Here is a 15,983-nt window from a genome sequence, read left to right on the forward strand (position 1 = left end):
TTTCGACAGGGTCAGACGGAGACGGTCGCGGCGCTCGCGCCGGGAATGGAGGCGAGCAGTTCGCGGACGTAGTCGGTCTGCGGAGCGGTGAGGATGTCGGCGGCGTCGCCGTGCTCGACGACGTCGCCGTGATGCAGGACGAGGATCCGGTCCGACATCTCGGCGATCACCCCCAGATCGTGCGAGATGAAGACGTAGGTCAACGCCAGCTCGCGTTGCAGCGAGGTCAGCAGGTCGAGGATCTGGCGCTGGACGGTGACGTCGAGGGCGGAGACCGGCTCGTCCAGGATCACCAGGTCGGGATCGGGGGCCAGCGCGCGGGCGATGGCCACCCGCTGGCGCTGGCCGCCGGACAGCTCGGCGGTGTAGCGGTCGGCGACCCCGGCGGGCAGCCCGGTCACCGCGAGCAGCTCGTCCACGCGCTCGCGCCGCCGCGCCGCGTCGCCGATCCGGTGGCCGCGCAACGGTTCCTCGATGATGGCGCGCACGGTGGCGCGCGGGTTCAGTGAGGCGAACGGGTCCTGGTAGACCATCTGCACCGTGCGGTACAGCTCGGCCTGGCCGGCGCCGCGCCGGTGGTGCACCACCGGCCTGCCCGCCACCTCGATCGTGCCGGAGTCCGGCGCGGCCAGTCCGGCCAGCAGGCGCACGAGAGTGGTCTTGCCGGAACCGGATTCGCCGACGATGCCCAGCGTGCTGCCGCGGCGCACCTCGAAGGACGCGCCCGCGACCGCGGTCACGGTGTCGCGGCCGCGCTGGGCCGGGAAGGTCTTGCGCACGTCGACCGCGCGCACCACCACCGGCGCGTCCTCCTCGGCACGGCCCGCCTCGGCACGCCACCGCTGCCGTTCGGCCGCGGCGGCGGCCCCGGAGAAGCCGAACGAGGAGGAGTTCAGCAGAGCGGTGGTGTAGGCGTCGCCCGGTGCGGCGATGACCTCGGCGGCCCGGCCCGAGCGCACCAGGCGGCCGTCCTTCAGCACCGCGATCTCGTCGGCGCGTTCAGCGGCGACGCCCAGGTCGTGGGTGATGAGCAGGATCGCCAGCTCCTGCTCGGACACCAGTTCGCCGAGCAGGTCGAGGATGCGCTTCTGCACGGTCACGTCCAGCGCTGTGGTCGGCTCGTCGGCGACCAGCAGCTTCGGGCCGGTGGACATGGCCGCGGCGATGAGCACGCGCTGGCACATGCCGCCGGACAGCTCGTGCGGGTAGGAGCGGAAGATCTTGGCCGGATTGCGCAGGCCGACCTTGCCGAACAGCTCGATCACCCGTTCCCGGCGTTCGGCCTTGTCCGCCAGGCCGTGCGCGCGCAGCGGCTCCCCCGCCTGCACCCCCACCGGCAGCAGCGGGTTGAGCCCGAGCAGCGCGTCCTGCGGGATGTAGCCGATCTCGCGGCCGCGGATCGCGCGATACCGCTTGTCGGACAGGCCATCCAGGCGCCTGCCGCCGAACTCGACCCGGCCGCCCGCGACCCGGCCGTTCTCGGCGAGTGTGCCGGTGACGGTGCGGGCCAGCGTGGACTTGCCCGAGCCGGATTCACCGACGAGGGCGAGTACCCGGCCCGCGCTCAGGCTCAGGCTCACCCGGTCGACCACCCGCGCGGGCGGGCGGCCCGGCACGTCGAAATCGACGGTGACCTCGTGCAGGCTCAGCAGCGCGCCCGGTTCGGGCACGGTGAGCGGATCAGGCGACGACACTTGTCCTCCCGCGGTTGAGTGATCGGCCGATCCGATAGACCGCGACGACCGTGAGGGTGATGACCAGGCCGGGCAGCAGGCTCAGCCACCACTGGGTGGCGATGAAGGTCCTGCCCTCGGAGACGAGCAGACCCCATTCGGGCGTGGGCGGCGGGGCGCCGAGGCCGAGGAAGCTCAGCGCGGCGACGGTGAGGATGGCCGAGCCGATCTCCATCGTGGCCGCGGCGAGCACCGACCGGGAGGCGTTGGGCACCACGTGCCGCAGCAGCCGGTAGGCATAGCCGTGGCCGGCGAAGACCGAGGCCTCGACGTATTTGGAGCCCGCCACCTTCAGCACCTCCGAGCGCATCAACCGGGCGAAGCCCGCGGTGCTGTTGATGCCGATGGCGATGGCGATGTTGACCACGCCCTGCCCGAGGGCGGAGATGATGGCCAGCGAGACGATCAGGCTCGGCACCGCCAGCATGATGTCGACCACGCGCATGAGCACGCTGTCCACCCGGCCGCGCACCGACCCCGCGATCAGGCCGATCAGCGCGCCACCGACCAGGCCGATCAGCACCGCGATGACCGCGGCCTGCACCGACAGCGCGGTCCCGTGCACCATGCGGGTGAACTGGTCGCGGCCGAGGTCGTCGGTGCCGAAGGGGTGGTCGAGGCTGGGCGGCAACAGCAGCGCGTCGGCGTCCTGGGCCAGCGGGTCGCGGGAGGTGAACGCCCGCGGCGCGATCGCGGCAAGCAGCATCAGCGCCACCCAGAGGTAGGCCAGCAGCAGGCTCGGGGACGTGGCGATGTGCCGCAGCCACCTGGTGGCCCCGCCCGCCCGTTCGCGCCAGGCGGCGGCGGTGTCGGCGCGGTCGATCTCCTCGGCGGGCGAGGCGGGCCGGGCGTCGAGCAGACTCATCGGGCGTCCAATCGAATTCGCTTGTCGATGACCGGGTAGATCAGATCGACGACCAGGTTGACCGTGACGAAGATCAGCGCGCTGGCGGTCACGGCGATCAGCACGATGGGCATGTCCCTGCCCTCGACCGCGTTCACGATGAGCCTGCCGACGCCGAGGCGGGAGAAGACCGTCTCGGTGAGCACCGTGCCGCCGACCATCACGCCGATGGTGGTGCCCAGCGCGGTCACCACCGGCAGCGCCGCCGCGCGCAGGGCGTGCCGCACGACCAGGTCGAAACGGCTCAGCCCCCAGTTACGGGCGGTCTCGATGTAGGGCGAGGTCAGCGCAGCCCGCAGGTTGACGGTGAGCAGCTGGGAGATCTGCCCGCCGCCCGCCACCGCGATCGACAGCGAGGCGATGAGCAGGCCGGCCCAGGTCTTGTCGCCGAAGGCCTTGATCCACTGCAATTGGAAGGCGCAGACCTGCACCAGCACCAGGGCCACGATGAACGGCGGCAGCGAGACCGCCACCGGGGGCAGCGAGATCAGCAGCTCGCGCGCCCACCTCCAGTCGATCAGCTCGATCACCACCGACAGCGTCACACCGATGAGCACCGCGAGCAGCAGCCCGAGGAAGGCCAGTTGCAGTGTCTGACCGAAGGATTCGAAGAACACCTCGGTGGCCGGGCGGCGCTGGTAGATGCTCTCGCCGAAATCGCCGCGCAGGGCGCTGCCGAGCGCGTCGAAGTACTGCACGTACAGCGGACGGTCCAGCCCGAGCAGCGCGCGCTGCTCGGCGAGCAGCTTCTCCACGTCACCGCCGTCGGCGCCGAGGGTCAGGCCGCCCGCCGCGTCGCCCGGCACGATGTACAGCAGGAAAAACGCTCCTGTGAACGCGCCCCAGACGACGACCACCGCGTAGGCCAGCCGCCGCAGCGCGTACCTCACCATCTCCATCGCGTGACCATCCCCATCGCGCGCCTACTGCTCGAGCCAGGCGTTGTACAGGTACTGGTCGAGGCCGACCGCCTGGATGCCGTGCAGGGTGGGCTGGTAGGCCCAGATGTCCACGTCGTTGACGACCGGGATCACATACGCCTGCTCGACCAGCTCGCGGGCCGCCTTGTCGACGATCTCCTGGCGGGCCTGCTTGTCCAGGACGGTGTTCTGCTCCTGCAACAGGCGGTCCGCCTCGGTGCCGTCGGGCAGGAACGACCGGTTGGAGCCGGTGGTCTTGCCGTAGTTGGCGCGCAGCACGTCCGGGTCCGGCGTGGAGTGGTACCAGTAGGCGATGTCGTACTCGCCCGACAGCAGCTTCTGGTTGGCCTCGGCGGCCAGCGGCGGGTCGAGCACCAGTTCGACGCCGAGCTCGCGCCACTGGCTCTGCAGCACCTGCCAGCCCGCGGTGTCCTGCGGGCCGCGCAGGCTCAGCCGCTCACCGGCGGCGTCGACGCGGATGCCGTCGGGGCCGACGGTGCCCCAGCCCGCCTCCTCCAGCAGCTTCACCGCCCGGTCCGGGTCGTACTCCAGGAACTCGCTGACGTCGGAGAAGTAGGGGTTCGCCGGGCTCAGCGGGCCCTTGGCAGGCTCGTCGTGGCCGTGCGAGACGATCTTGACGTACTCCTCGCGGTCGACGCCGATCTGCAGCGCCTGCCGCACCCGCACGTCCCGCAGGAACTTCGAGGAGGTGTTCACCGGCAGCTCGGTGCCGGTGGCCGGGTTGAGGGTCTTGGCGATGGTGAGCCCGGCCGCCTCCAGCTGGTCGACGTACTTGCCGTTGACCCAGTAGATGAACTGCAGTTCCTCGCCGCCGATGACCGCGCCGTTGCGCACCGAGTCCTCGGGGATGATCTTGTAGACGACCTCGTCCAGGTAGGCCGCGCCGGTCCGGCCGAAATAAGCCGGGGCCCAGTTGTATTCGGGCCGCTTCTTCAGCACGATCTGCTGGTTGGGAACGTAGCTCTCCAGGTAGAACGGGCCGGAGCCGTCCACCCACTTCTGCCGCTCGTTCACCGGCAGCGCCGCGGTCTTCTCCGAGACGATCGCCGCGTGCGCCCGCGACAGGCTGGTCAGGAAGGCCGCGTTGGGCTCGTCGAACTCGACGATCACCTCGTACTTCGAGGGCACGGTGATCTGGCGGATGCCCTCCACGATCGTCTTGGCGCTGGAGTGGATGCCGGGGCGGGCCAGGCTCTCGAAGTTCTTCTTGACCACGTCGCCGGTCAGTTCGGTGCCGTCGTGGAAGGTCACGTCCTCACGCAGCGTGAAGTGGTAGATCCTGGCGTCGGTGACCTCCCACGAGGTGGCCAGCCAGGGCTCGAGCCCCTTGGTGTCGGGGTTGTAGAACACCAGCGAGTCCGACAGCGCGCGGGCCACGGTGCGCCACACCTGGTTGACCACGGCCGCGTCGACGCCGTTGTAGTCGGCGGACAGGCCGATGTTGAGGGTTCCCCCCGCCACCGGCTCCCCGGAGGCGTCGCCTCCCGAGGTTCCGCCACCTGCGCAGGCGGTCGCCACCAGCGCCACCAGCGTGGCGGCCGCCGCGACGCGCCAGCCCCCTCTCTTCCACCCGACTGCCACGTACCGACTCCTTTCGCGCACGACCCGCGGAGCACGTGCTGCTGCCACGGGCACGGTCGAGCACCCCCGGATGCCGCGCGCACCTGCGCTTTTCGACGGGGAACCGGGACTCGATCGCTGCATGGGAGGTTCCCAGCCGGGCGCTTCGATGCGAATGGTTTGCCTCAGTGGTGTTTTAATCACCAGTCGCTGGACCACTGATCCGGCGCGTGCGATGTGCCACGGCCGGACCGCCGGACGGCACGGTCGTGATGCCACGAACCCCTGCCCCGGCCCCTCCGCGCGCCCTGGCACGGCCCTCCGGGAGACGCCGGCCGTCCCGCTCGCGCGGTGACATGTTTGCGCTCGGACGGTATGTCCGATTTGATGCCCTCATGAGCAATGGCGCCAGAGAAGTCGACGTCTGCGTGGTGGGGCTCGGGCCGACCGGCCGGGCGCTGGCGCACCGGGCCGCCCGGGCCGGGATGAGCGTGACGGCCGTCGACCCGCGGCCGGAGCGGTTGTTCCCGCCCACCTTCTCCTGCTGGATCGACGAGCTGCCGGACTGGTTGCCACGCGAGGTGATCGCCAGCCGGATCGAGGCGCCGGTGGTGTGGACCCAGAGCGAGCATCGCATCCAGCGGCCGTACGCGGTGCTGTCCAAGCAGGGGCTGTTCGACGCGTTGTCGCTCGAGGACGCCACCGTGCTGGCCGGGCGGGCGCGCCGGGTCGACGCGCACGAGGTCGAGCTCGCGGACGGGACCGTGGTGCGGGCGGCGACGGTCTTCGACACCAGGGGCCTGCCCACCACCGGAGCGCGGCGGGCGGCCAGCGCGCACGGCATCTTCGTCGACGAGGAGACCGCGGCGCCGATGGTGCGCCCCGGCGAAGGTCTGCTGCTGGACTGGCGGCCGGAGAACGGCGCAGGGCCGGACGAGCCGCCGTCGTTCCTGTACGCGGTGCCGCTGGGCGACGGCACGGTGATCTTCGAGGAGACCAGCCTCGGCCTGCGCGGCGGCATGCCCCAGCACGTGCTGCGCAAACGCACCCTGGCCAGGCTCGCCGCGCACGGGATCAGGCTGACCGGCGAAGAGCCGACCGAGGCGGCGCACTACCCGCTGGACCAGCCGCCGCCGCGCAAGGGCACCGCGCGCGCCATCGAGTTCGGCTCACGCGGCGGCATGATGCACCCGTGCACCGGCTACAGCGTGGCCGACTCGCTGGCCCTGGTCGACACCGCGATCGACGCGCTGCGCGCGGGCCGCGACCCGGTGGCGGCGCTGTGGCCGTGGCAGGCCCGGCTGGTGTACTGGATGCGCATGCGCGGTCTCTACGGCCTCGGCCGGTTGACCACCGAACAGTCGATCGCCATGTTCGAGGCGTTCTTCACCGAGTCCGAGCGCGGGCAGCACGCGCTGCTGTCGGCGCACGCCGACTACACCGCGCTCGGGGCGGTGCTGTTCAACACCGTGGCCCACACCTGGCCGTTCCGCTGGCGCTACGACCTGGTGGGCTGGACCAACCGCAACCGCTGGGCCGGGTACGAGTTCGAACCCGCCCGCGAGAAGACACCCGAGCTGGACTGAGCCTGCCGGACCGGTCTAGCTGGTCTCGGCGGCCCGCCGGTAACCGCGCACCGCCGGCCAGGCGAACACGACGATCATGCCGACGGTCCAGGCCACGGTCTTCAGCAGCGGCTCGGCGACCGGGCCGCCATAGGACAACCCGCGCATGGCGTCGATCGCGGTGCTCATCGGCTGATTGGCCACCACGTCCTGCAGCCAGGTCGGGTAGGCGAAGACCGGCACGAAGCCGGTGTTGAAGAACATCAGCAGCGTGTTGATGATGCCGATGACGCTGACCAGCAGCACGCCCTCGGTCAGCGTGGCCAGCGCGGTCACCAGCACCGCGAAGCCGACGCCGAACAGGACGGGGATGCCGATCAACGCGATCGCCGCCAGCGGGCCCTGGCCGAACCGGAAGCCGAGCGCGAAACCGACGGCCAGCACGAACAGCGTCGTGATGAACACCCGGACCGCCTCGGCCAGCAGCCGACCGGTCAGGCCGGCGGCCCGGTTCATCGGCATGGTGTGGAAGCGGGCCAGCAGGCCGGTGGTCTTCTCCACCTTGAAGCCCAGCGCGCTGACCACCGCGCCGGACATGGCCGCCACCAGGCAGATCATCGGCACCTGGCCGTAGACCGACGGCATGCCGGTGGCGGTGGTGATGGAGTTGCCGAGCACGATCTTGAACATCAGCAACGTGGCCGCCGGGTAGACCAGCGTCTGGATGGTGGTGGCCGGGTCGCGCAGCCAGCCGATCAGCAGCCGCTTGCACTGGAGCACGCTGTGCCTGGCCCAGGTGAGCGGAGAGTTCTCCGAGCGGCCCCGCACCGCGGGCAGCTCGTGGAAGGTCGTGCCCGCCTCGGTGCCGGCCTGCTCGCTCGTGGCGCTCGCCTCCTCCGACGGGGTGGTCGTGACTGTCGCCGTGCTCTGCACCGAACTCATGCCCGCCTCACACTCGCCCACACCGCGAACGGGGTGAACACCACTGCCATTGCGATGACCCAGACCAACGGCACCCACAACACGCCCCAGCTCACCCCGTCGGAGGCCATGTCGCGCAACGCGAACGAGAACTGGGAGATCGGCTGGTTGCGCACGAACGGCTGGATCCATTCGGGGAAATTGCGTTCCGGCACGAAGCCGCAGGACAGCATGCCGAAGATCAGCGTCGGCAGGGTCAGCGCCTGGCTGAGCTGCTCGGGGCTCTTGGTCAGGCTGCCGAGGCCGTCGGCGCCGATGGCCAGCACGGTGCCGATCACCAGCGCGGACACGCAGAACAACACCGCCTGCCCGATGCCCGCCTCGAACCGGAAACCGATCATGTGACCGAACAGCAGGGCGCCCACCAGCGAGGTCAGCGAGCGGACGATGCCCGCGCTGATCCTGGACAGGAAGGGCACCAGGGTGCCGATCGGCATGGTCTGCAGCCGGGTGCTCAGGCCGGTCATGGCCTCGAAGGCGGCCAGCTGGGCGTTGGAGAGCATGGTGACCGACATGGTCTGCAACACGATGATCGGCATGACGAACTGCGCGTAGTCGATGCCGTGGAACTTCATGACGTACCGCAGCGGCAGGTAGAAGCCGAGGGTGAACACCAGCGGGGTGATGAAGGCGACGACCAGCTCGCCCTTGGTCGCCATCGTCCACACCACGCGGCCGGTCAGCGCGCGCCACTGCGCGAACGACGACGGCGCGGCCTGCGGCAGTTCGGCGAACAGGTCGGTGCGGGTCGGCTCGGCGACGGCGGTCACGCGCCACCGCCCGAGTGACCGGTGAGCGAGAGGAACACGTCGTCGAGGGAGGGCCTGCGCAGGGCGATGTCGGCCAGTTCGACACCGGCGGCGTCGAGCCTGCGCAGCGCCTCGGCGAGGGTGGCCGCGCCCTCTGGCGCGGGGATGGACAGCTGCTCGCCGCCCTTGCCCGCCTGGATCTCGGCCAGCACCGCGGCGGGCACCAGGTCGCCGAGGGCATAGGCGGCGATGTCGAGCTTGCTCGGGTCGAGCGGGACCACCTCGCAGTAGCTGCCGCCGGTGCGCTCCTTGAGCTCGTCGGCGGTGCCCTCGGCGATGACGGTGCCCTTGTCGATGACGATGATGTTGTCGCTGAGCACGTCGGCCTCCTCGAGGTACTGCGTGGTCAGCAGGACGGTGATGCCCTGGTCCTTGAGCACGGTGACCAGATCCCACACGCCCTGGCGGCTGCGCGGGTCGAGGCCGGTGGTCGGCTCGTCGAGGAAGACCACCTCGGGGCGCACCACCAGGCCGCAGGCGATGTCCACGCGCCTGCGCATGCCGCCGGAGAAGGTGCGCACCGGGCGCTTGCCCGCGCCGACCAGGTCGAACTCCTCGAGCAGGGTGTCGGCGCGCTTGCGGGCGGCGGACTTGCCCAGGCCCATCAGCCTGCCGAACAGCTCGAGGTTCTCCCGGCCGGAGAGGTTCTCGTCCAGGGCGGCGTACTGGCCGGTCATCATGATCGAACGGCGCACCCCCGCCGGGTCGGTGCGCACGTCGTGTCCGGCGACGATCGCGGTGCCCGAGTCCGGCCGCAGCAGGGTCGACAGCACCTTGACCGTGGTGGTCTTGCCCGCGCCGTTGGGTCCGAGGATGCCGAGCACCGACGCCTTGGCCGCGGTGAAGCTGATACCGCGCAGCGCGTGCACCTCGCCGAAGGACTTGTGGACGTCCTGGACGACGACGGCGGGCTCGACGCCCGCCGGCACGCCCGCGGGTGATTCGGCCTGGGGGGAACTCGGCATCAACTCTCCACTGTCTCTGGGCGGCGACTCGATCGCCGAACACCTGTCGAACACGTCCGGGGTGGTGATCCGTACCGCCCGGCGCGATGTTACCGGCATTCACTTCAAACGTCGGGTCGGCGTTCTGTACCCGCTCACAGTGCCGACCAAATGTGTCCTTGCTCACATTCGCCCGGCGTTCTCGCCGCTGCCCGGAATCGCCCCTGGTCGAAGTGATTTCGGGCAGCGCAAGGGCAGTGCGCGCGCCTTGTCGGCCGGACGCGGCCACCCATAGGGTGGTCCACGGGGGACCGAGAACTCACTCGTCCGGTGGGACGCGCCGGCAGTTCGGCCCGCGGGGTCGGCTCGATTCGGGTGGGACCACCAGCGGGTCGATACTGCGAAGAGGTGATCGATGGCCGAGTCTGCGCAGCCACGCCTGGCGGCGCATCCGGGAGGCACGGGCCGAACGAGTGTGTTGACGTCCTACGACCCGCGCACCGGGGAAGCGGTCGGCGAGTATCCGGTGCAGCGCACCGCCGAGGTGGCGCGCGCCGTCCGCGCGGCCCGCGCTGCCGAGAAGTGGTGGGGCGGGCTGGGTTTCGGCGGCCGCAAGCGCTGGCTGCTGGACTGGAAGCGCGCCATCGCCCGCCGGTCCGGCGAGCTGGTCGAGCTGATCTGCACCGAGACCGGCAAACCGGAGGCCGACGCGGCCATCGAGGTGGTGCTCGCCATCGAGAATCTCGACTGGGCCGCCCGCAACGCCGCCCGCGCGCTGGGCAGGCGCTCCCTCGGCCGCAACTGGCTCACCCGCAACCACAAGGCCACCGTCGGCTACCTGCCGCTGGGCGTGGTCGGCGTGCTCGGCCCGTGGAACAACCCCGTCTACACCCCGATGGGCTCGATCGCCTACGCGATGGCGGCCGGGAACGCGGTGGTGTTCAAACCGCACGAACTGACCACCGGGGTCGGAGTGTGGCTCGCCGAGAGCTGGCGGGCGCTGGCTCCCGACCAGCCGGTGTTGCAGGCGGTGACCGGCGACGACGCCACCGGGCTCGCATTGTGCCGCGCCGAGGTCGACAAGGTCGCCTACGCCGGGACGGAGGCGGGCGCGCGGGAAGTGATCGCCGGGTGCGCGGAGACGATGACCCCGGTCGTCGTCGAACGCGACGACAAGGGCGCGATGATCGTGCACGTCGACGCCAAACTCGACGACGCCGCCGAGGCCGCGGTGTACGGCGCGATGGCCAACGCGGGCCAGAATCCCAGCGGCGTGCAGTGCGCCTACGTCGCCGATTCGGTCTACGACTCCTTCCTGCACCTGGTGATCGCCCAGGCGCGCAGGCTGCGCCCGGGCGCCGACCGGCGCGCCTCCTACGGTCCGATGATCATGGAGGCGCAGGCGGACGTGGTGCGCAGACAGGTGCGCGACGCGCTGGCCCGCGGCGGGCGGGCGGTGGTCGGCGGCCTGGAGTCCATCCGCGAGCCCTATATCGAGCCGATCGTGCTGGCCGAGGTGCCCGAGGAGAGCCTGGCCGTCACCGGCGAGGCGATCGGTCCGGTGCTGGTGGTGAACCGGGTGGCGAGCATGGAGGAGGCGGCCGAACGGGTCAACGCGACCGGCAACGCGGTCGCGGTCTCGGTGTTCACCCGCGACGTGCACAGCATCGAGGCCTTCGCCGAGCGGCTGCGCGTGGGCGTGGTGACGATCAACTCGGCCACCGCCTACACCGGAATCCCCGCCCTGCCCTACGGCGGCGTCGGCGAGTACGGGCACGGCCACAGCCACGGCGACGAGGGATTGCGCGAGTTCAGCCGCACGCTGTCGATCGCGCGCAAGCGCTACCGCGGGACGGTGAACCTGACCACCTTCGATCGCCATCCCCGGCACCTGCGGGCGGCGACCGCGATCTTCCAGCTGCGCCACGCCCGGCGGCCCTGATCAGCCGAGCAGGACCGCCTCCATCAGCGCGGTGACGCGGGCGAGCTGGGCCGGGCGCGAGTCGAACCGGATCAGCCGCCCGACGTCGATGACCTGACCGATCGCGGCGTGCACGCGGAAGCGCGCCTCGATCGGGTCACCGTCGAGCAGGTTGGCCCACTCGAGCACGTTCTGGCGCTGGATGGCGCGCAGCTTGTGCTGTTCGGCCTGCGGCAGGTTGCTGAACTCGGCGTAGTACACCGGCATGATCTCCGGCATCGCGAAGGTCAGCTTGGCCTGCCGCGCGGCGATGCGGCGCACCGCGTCGGGGCGGCTGGTCGCCTCGGCCAGCGCTTCGGTGATCGCCACCGAGACGCGGTCGCCGGTGCGGTGGAAGGCCGCGGCGAGCAGGTCGGCCTTGCTGGAGAAGTAGCGGTACACGCTGGAGGCGTTGATGCCGACGGCGGCGCCGATCTCCTCGATGCTGGCCTCGTGGTAGCCCTGGCGGCCGAAGATGCGGATCGCCTCGGTGAGCAGTTGTTCGCGTTTCGAGGTGACCGGCAGGCCGCGCGGGGCGGGCTCGTCCTCGGTGTCCACCGGCGCGGGCGGCAACTCGGTCCGCAGGATCGCCCAGCACATGTCGCGCAGCAGCGGCAGCAGCCGGGCGCCGGAGAGCGCGGTGCGGTGCGCGGCGATGCTGGCGACCGCGCTCATCACCGCGGCCGACAGCATCCGCAGGTCCGCCGGGTCGGCGCCGGGCCGCAGCCGGGCGATCGGGGCGGCGATGGTGTCGTTGAGTTCGTCGTAGATGCGGCGGATGCGCAGCCGGTCCTCGCGCTCGAGGTAGCGGCGCTCCCAGCGGTACAGGCCGGCCTCGCGGCGGATGTCGATGGTGTGCTCGCTGATCGCCTTGATGACCGCGTCCAGGCGCGGCTCGGGGTCGAGCGCCGGGTCGTCGGCGGCCTGGGCCACCTGCAGCAGGTGCCGGGCGCCCTCCTCGGCGGCGGCCACGAGCAGCGCGTACTTGTTGGCGAAGTGCCGGTACAGGGCGGGGCCGGAGATGCCGACCTCGGCCGCGATCTCGTCGACGCCGACCGGGTAGTAGCCGCGTTCGCTGAACGCGCGCGCGGCCGCCCGCACGATCTGCGCCTTGCGGTCCTTGGGCCGACGCCGCACGCCGGCTTCGCCGCCCGAGCGGTTCGCCGTCGCACCCGAACCGTTCCCGGCCGGGGCCGCCGCCGCGGTCGGGCCCGAGTCGGGTCGCGCCGCCGCGAGATCGACCTCGCCGTGTTCCGCGACCATGCACCTCTCCCGTTCCGGACCGGCGCCGCGTGGTTGACAGCGCCGGACAAGTCACCTTAAGTTAACCACAATTCGCAAAGTTAACCACCATTCACGGTCCGGCGCCCGCCGAATCTCCGATCAGGAGCGCACCACATGAGCACTACCGAATCCGCGTCCGCAGCGCCGGCCACAGCCGGTTTCTCGGCGGTTCAGGACGGCAGGATCCTGCGCGTCACCATCACCAATCCCAAGCGGAAGAACGCCATCGACTACGACACGATGGTCGCGCTCGGCGACACGTTCCTGGCGGCGGCGCAGGACCGCGCCGTCCGGGCGATCGTACTCACCGGCGAGGGCGGGGATTTCTGCACCGGCGCCGACCTGTCCGCCTCGGCGGCCGAGAGCCAACGCGGCATCACCTCCGACATGGTGATGGACGCGGCCAACCGGCTGGTGCGCGCGATCGTGGACGCGCCGGTGCCGGTGATCGTCTCGATCAAGGGCGCCGCCGCGGGAGTGGGTGTGGGCATCGCGCTGGCCGCCGATCTCGTCTACGCGGCCGAGGATTCCTACCTGCTACTGGCGTTCATCAACATCGGCCTGATGCCCGACGGCGGCGCGGCCGCGCTCGTCGCCGCCGCGGCGGGCCGCCCGCTGGCCTCGCGGATGGCGCTGCTGGGCGAGCGGCTGCCCGCGACCGAGGCCGCGCGGGCCGGGCTGTTCACCGCGGTGCTGCCCGCGACCGAGCTCGACGCCGCCGTCGAAGCCGCCGCGCAGAAGATCGCCACCGGTCCGCGCCGGGCGCTCGAGCTGACCAAGCGGGCACTGAACCAGGCGACGCTGGCCGCGCTGGACGAGACCCTCGCCACCGAGAAGGCCGGGCAGACCGAACTGCTCCAGTCGCCGGACTTCGCGGAGGGCGCCACCGCGATGCTCACCAAGCGCAAGCCGGTCTTCGCCGACTGACGGCAGTCCCGAAGCCACCGCGCCGGTCGTGCCGGCGCGGTTCGGTGGTTCGCGGGTCGCCCACGGGTAGCTCGGGCCCGCGAACTCCCACCGGTTCGGTGACACCGGACACACAACCGCCCCCGGCCGACTATGTTCATCGGCTATGACTTCTCTGGTCACCGGGGCCACCGGATTCATCGGCCGATTCCTCGTGCCCGCGCTGCTGCGCCGTGGCGACACCGTGCACGTACTGGTTCCGCCGGACGAGCGCGGCCGGTACGACACCTGCGCGCGCGATTGGGCGGGCGGCGAACGGGTACGGCCGGTCGAGGCCGATCTCGACCGCGTCGACCCGGCCTGGGTGCGCGCGCACCGCGGGGACATCGAGCACGTCTTCCACCTCGACCCCGCCGCCGGCGCCGCCCAGCACGCGATCGCGCTCGCCGCCGGATTGGATGCGGCCCGCCTGCACCATGTTTCGACGGTGGAGATCTCCGGCGATCACCACGGGGCCTTCACCGAGGACATGTTCGACGTCGGGCAGACCCTGCGCCCGGCCCAGCGCGTCCACCTCGACGCCGAACGCGCCGTCCGCGCCAGCGGCCTGGACTGGCGGATCTACCGGCCCGCCATCGTGATCGGTCACTCCCGCACCGGGGAGATCGACCGGGCGGGCAGCGCCCAGCGGTTCTTCCGGATGCTGCGGATGGCGGCCCAGCTGCCACGGCTGCTGCCGGTGCTCGTGCCACGGCTCGGCGAAACCAACATGGTGCCGGTGGATTTCGTCGTCGCGGCGCTGGATCATCTCGCCCACGCCCCGGGCGGGCAGCACACCACCTTCCACCTGGTCGACCCGGTCCGCACCCGCGCGGTCGACGCGCTGAACCTCTTCGCCGACGAAGCCGGCGCCCCGCACCTGGTGGAGGTGATGCCCAAGGACACCCTGCGCGCGGTGCTGCGGCTGCCGGGCGCACAACGGATGCTGCCGAGCGTGGGCATCGACCCGCCGGTGCTCGAGCACAACGAATTCGGCTGCTGGTTCGACCGCGCCAACACCACGGCCGGGCTGGCGGGCACCGACATCACCGTGCCGCCACTGGCCGACTACGCGCCGCGCATCTGGAAGTACTGGACCGAGAACGGCGCGTGAGAAAGCGAACCGCCCCGCACACTCGGGGTGTGCGGGGCGGTCGAGCGAGGATCGCTCAGGTGGCACTCACAGGCCGAGGCCCTTGGCCAGCACCGGCCAGGACTTCGGGAACTCCTCGTTCCAGTAGCCCCACGAGTGGGTGCCGTTGGGACGGAAGTTGTAGGTGGCCGGGATGCCCAGCTCGTCGAGTCGGGTCTTGAGGTTGTTCGTGCAGTAGTTGGTGCCCGCCTCGATGACGCCGCCGATCAGGATCTGGTTGGCCAGACCGTAGGAACCGGGCAGCGCGTAGGGGCCGTTGAGGGTGTCGTACGGGCCGGGGATGCCGTTGCCGGTGGAGATGTAGAGCTCCAGCCCGCGCAGGCCCTCGGCGTTGACGTACGGATCGTTCTTGACCCACTCCTCCGAGCCCTGCGGACCCCACATGTTCTCGGTGTCGCCGCCGCCCCAGGTCTCGACGGTCAGCTTGACGAACTCCGAACCCACCGGGTCACTGGTCTGCGCGCAGCCGCTGTAGGCCGCGGCGGCCTTGTACAGGCCCGGCTTGGCGATCGGCAGTGCCAGCACGGTGGTGCCCGAGGTGGACAGGCCCGCGATGGCGTTGATGCCGTTGGTGCCCAGCGCGCCGTCGACCAGCGGCGGCAGCTCCTCGGTGAAGAAGGTCTTCCACTTGTTGCGACCCAGCGTCGGATCGTCCTTGATCCAGTCGGTGTAGTAGCTCCACTTGCCACCGATGGGCTGGATGACGTTGACGTTCTTGTCGCTGAGGAACTTCAGCGCGTCGGACTTGGCGACCCAGGAGGCGTCGTCCTCGCCGCCGCCCGCACCGTTGAGCAGATAGAGCGTGGGCCGCGGCACCGACGCGTCGGCGGGGCGCTGCACGTCGATGATGACGTTCTCGTCCATCGCGGCCGAGTACACGTACAGGCGCAGGTTGCGGTCGTCCTTGATCTCCGCCTTGGTGATCTTCGATCCGTCCGGGGCGGTGGGGTTGGCCAGCAGCGCCTTGGAGTCGATGATCGGGTCAGCCGTCGCCGAGGATGCGCCGAGTCCGGACATGAGTCCCGCGAACACCGCAGTAGTCGCGATCATCGCCGCGGCACGCGTGCCACGGCGCCGGGTGTGTCGACGTATCAATTTCGCACCTTCACTTCGTATCGGGATCACGGATGGGGCTTCCCCAGCCGGACGTCCGCAGGGTGCGCCACGCCCGACCATACGGCTTGTTAAGTCGTTACAACAGGTC

The 15,983-nt window shown here is 70.8% G+C and carries 13 protein-coding genes; 4 read left to right on the forward strand and 9 right to left on the reverse strand.

Features of this window, described 5'->3' with window-relative positions:
• Positions 1–11: 11 nt before the first annotated feature.
• From AMO33_RS16615 to AMO33_RS16630, 4 genes are read right to left on the reverse strand one after another with little or no spacing between them, the layout of a single operon-like run.
• Positions 12–1,694, reverse strand: a complete 1,683-nt coding sequence (locus AMO33_RS16615) for a dipeptide ABC transporter ATP-binding protein (RefSeq protein ID WP_240327542.1) — start codon at positions 1,692–1,694, stop codon at positions 12–14.
• On the reverse strand, positions 1,681–2,598 hold the full coding sequence (locus tag AMO33_RS16620) for an ABC transporter permease (RefSeq protein ID WP_076573639.1): 918 nt from the start codon (positions 2,596–2,598) through the stop codon (positions 1,681–1,683). Before AMO33_RS16620 ends, AMO33_RS16615 begins: the two co-directional genes overlap by 14 nt.
• The gene (locus AMO33_RS16625) at positions 2,595–3,536 is read right to left on the reverse strand and encodes an ABC transporter permease (protein WP_082668690.1); all 942 of its coding nucleotides are present in this window, start codon (positions 3,534–3,536) and stop codon (positions 2,595–2,597) included. Before AMO33_RS16625 ends, AMO33_RS16620 begins: the two co-directional genes overlap by 4 nt.
• Positions 3,537–3,560: 24 nt before the next feature.
• A complete protein-coding gene (locus AMO33_RS16630; protein ID WP_060593164.1) occupies positions 3,561–5,159 on the reverse strand; it encodes an ABC transporter substrate-binding protein in 1,599 nt (532 codons plus the stop codon).
• A gap of 374 nt (positions 5,160–5,533) precedes the next feature.
• On the opposite strand from AMO33_RS16630, the gene AMO33_RS16635 reads away from it, so the two are divergent.
• Entirely contained in the window at positions 5,534–6,724 is a 1,191-nt protein-coding gene (locus tag AMO33_RS16635) for a lycopene cyclase family protein (RefSeq protein WP_060593165.1), read from the forward strand.
• 15 nt (positions 6,725–6,739) lie between these two features.
• Here the strand turns inward: AMO33_RS16635 and AMO33_RS16640 are convergent, their stop codons facing one another.
• The 3 genes from AMO33_RS16640 to AMO33_RS16650 are packed head-to-tail and all read right to left on the reverse strand — an operon-like array spanning position 6,740 to position 9,458.
• Entirely contained in the window at positions 6,740–7,645 is a 906-nt protein-coding gene (locus AMO33_RS16640; protein ID WP_060593533.1) for an ABC transporter permease, read from the reverse strand.
• A complete protein-coding gene (locus AMO33_RS16645) occupies positions 7,642–8,454 on the reverse strand; it encodes an ABC transporter permease (protein WP_060593166.1) in 813 nt (270 codons plus the stop codon). The genes AMO33_RS16640 and AMO33_RS16645 overlap by 4 nt, the downstream gene beginning before the upstream one ends.
• Positions 8,451–9,458 (reverse strand): ATP-binding cassette domain-containing protein, encoded by a 1,008-nt coding sequence (locus AMO33_RS16650; protein ID WP_098700363.1) that lies wholly within the window; start codon positions 9,456–9,458, stop codon positions 8,451–8,453. Before AMO33_RS16650 ends, AMO33_RS16645 begins: the two co-directional genes overlap by 4 nt.
• A 394-nt stretch (positions 9,459–9,852) precedes the next feature.
• Here AMO33_RS16650 and AMO33_RS16655 point away from each other — a divergent pair, with 394 nt between their 5' ends.
• Entirely contained in the window at positions 9,853–11,379 is a 1,527-nt protein-coding gene (locus AMO33_RS16655; protein ID WP_082668692.1) for an aldehyde dehydrogenase family protein, read from the forward strand.
• Here the strand turns inward: AMO33_RS16655 and AMO33_RS16660 are convergent, their stop codons facing one another.
• Positions 11,380–12,660, reverse strand: coding sequence for a TetR/AcrR family transcriptional regulator (locus AMO33_RS16660; protein WP_011207256.1), 1,281 nt, complete (start codon positions 12,658–12,660; stop codon positions 11,380–11,382).
• Between the two features lie 135 nt (positions 12,661–12,795).
• Between AMO33_RS16660 and AMO33_RS16665 the strand changes: the two genes are divergently transcribed.
• On the forward strand, positions 12,796–13,608 hold the full coding sequence (locus AMO33_RS16665) for an enoyl-CoA hydratase (RefSeq protein ID WP_060593169.1): 813 nt from the start codon (positions 12,796–12,798) through the stop codon (positions 13,606–13,608).
• 145 nt (positions 13,609–13,753) lie between these two features.
• A complete protein-coding gene (locus tag AMO33_RS16670; protein WP_060593170.1) occupies positions 13,754–14,740 on the forward strand; it encodes an SDR family oxidoreductase in 987 nt (328 codons plus the stop codon).
• A gap of 66 nt (positions 14,741–14,806) precedes the next feature.
• Here AMO33_RS16670 and AMO33_RS16675 read toward each other — a convergent pair whose 3' ends face one another.
• Positions 14,807–15,829, reverse strand: coding sequence for an alpha/beta hydrolase (locus AMO33_RS16675; RefSeq protein ID WP_060593171.1), 1,023 nt, complete (start codon positions 15,827–15,829; stop codon positions 14,807–14,809).
• Between the last annotated feature and the right edge of the window lie 154 nt (positions 15,830–15,983).

The sequence above is a fragment of the Nocardia farcinica genome (genome assembly GCF_001182745.1).
GTDB classification, from domain to species: domain Bacteria; phylum Actinomycetota; class Actinomycetes; order Mycobacteriales; family Mycobacteriaceae; genus Nocardia; species Nocardia farcinica.

Coding starts and splice junctions, on each gene's coding strand:
- AMO33_RS16675 (WP_060593171.1), bottom strand. CDS start 15,829: ATGATCGCGACTACTGCGGTGTTCGCGGGACTCATGTCCGGACTCGGC.
- AMO33_RS16660 (WP_011207256.1), bottom strand. CDS start 12,660: ATGGTCGCGGAACACGGCGAGGTCGATCTCGCGGCGGCGCGACCCGAC.
- AMO33_RS16670 (WP_060593170.1), top strand. CDS start 13,754: ATGACTTCTCTGGTCACCGGGGCCACCGGATTCATCGGCCGATTCCTC.
- AMO33_RS16655 (WP_082668692.1), top strand. CDS start 9,853: ATGGCCGAGTCTGCGCAGCCACGCCTGGCGGCGCATCCGGGAGGCACG.
- AMO33_RS16640 (WP_060593533.1), bottom strand. CDS start 7,645: ATGAGTTCGGTGCAGAGCACGGCGACAGTCACGACCACCCCGTCGGAG.
- AMO33_RS16650 (WP_098700363.1), bottom strand. CDS start 9,458: ATGCCGAGTTCCCCCCAGGCCGAATCACCCGCGGGCGTGCCGGCGGGC.
- AMO33_RS16665 (WP_060593169.1), top strand. CDS start 12,796: ATGAGCACTACCGAATCCGCGTCCGCAGCGCCGGCCACAGCCGGTTTC.
- AMO33_RS16625 (WP_082668690.1), bottom strand. CDS start 3,536: ATGGAGATGGTGAGGTACGCGCTGCGGCGGCTGGCCTACGCGGTGGTC.
- AMO33_RS16635 (WP_060593165.1), top strand. CDS start 5,534: ATGAGCAATGGCGCCAGAGAAGTCGACGTCTGCGTGGTGGGGCTCGGG.
- AMO33_RS16620 (WP_076573639.1), bottom strand. CDS start 2,598: ATGAGTCTGCTCGACGCCCGGCCCGCCTCGCCCGCCGAGGAGATCGAC.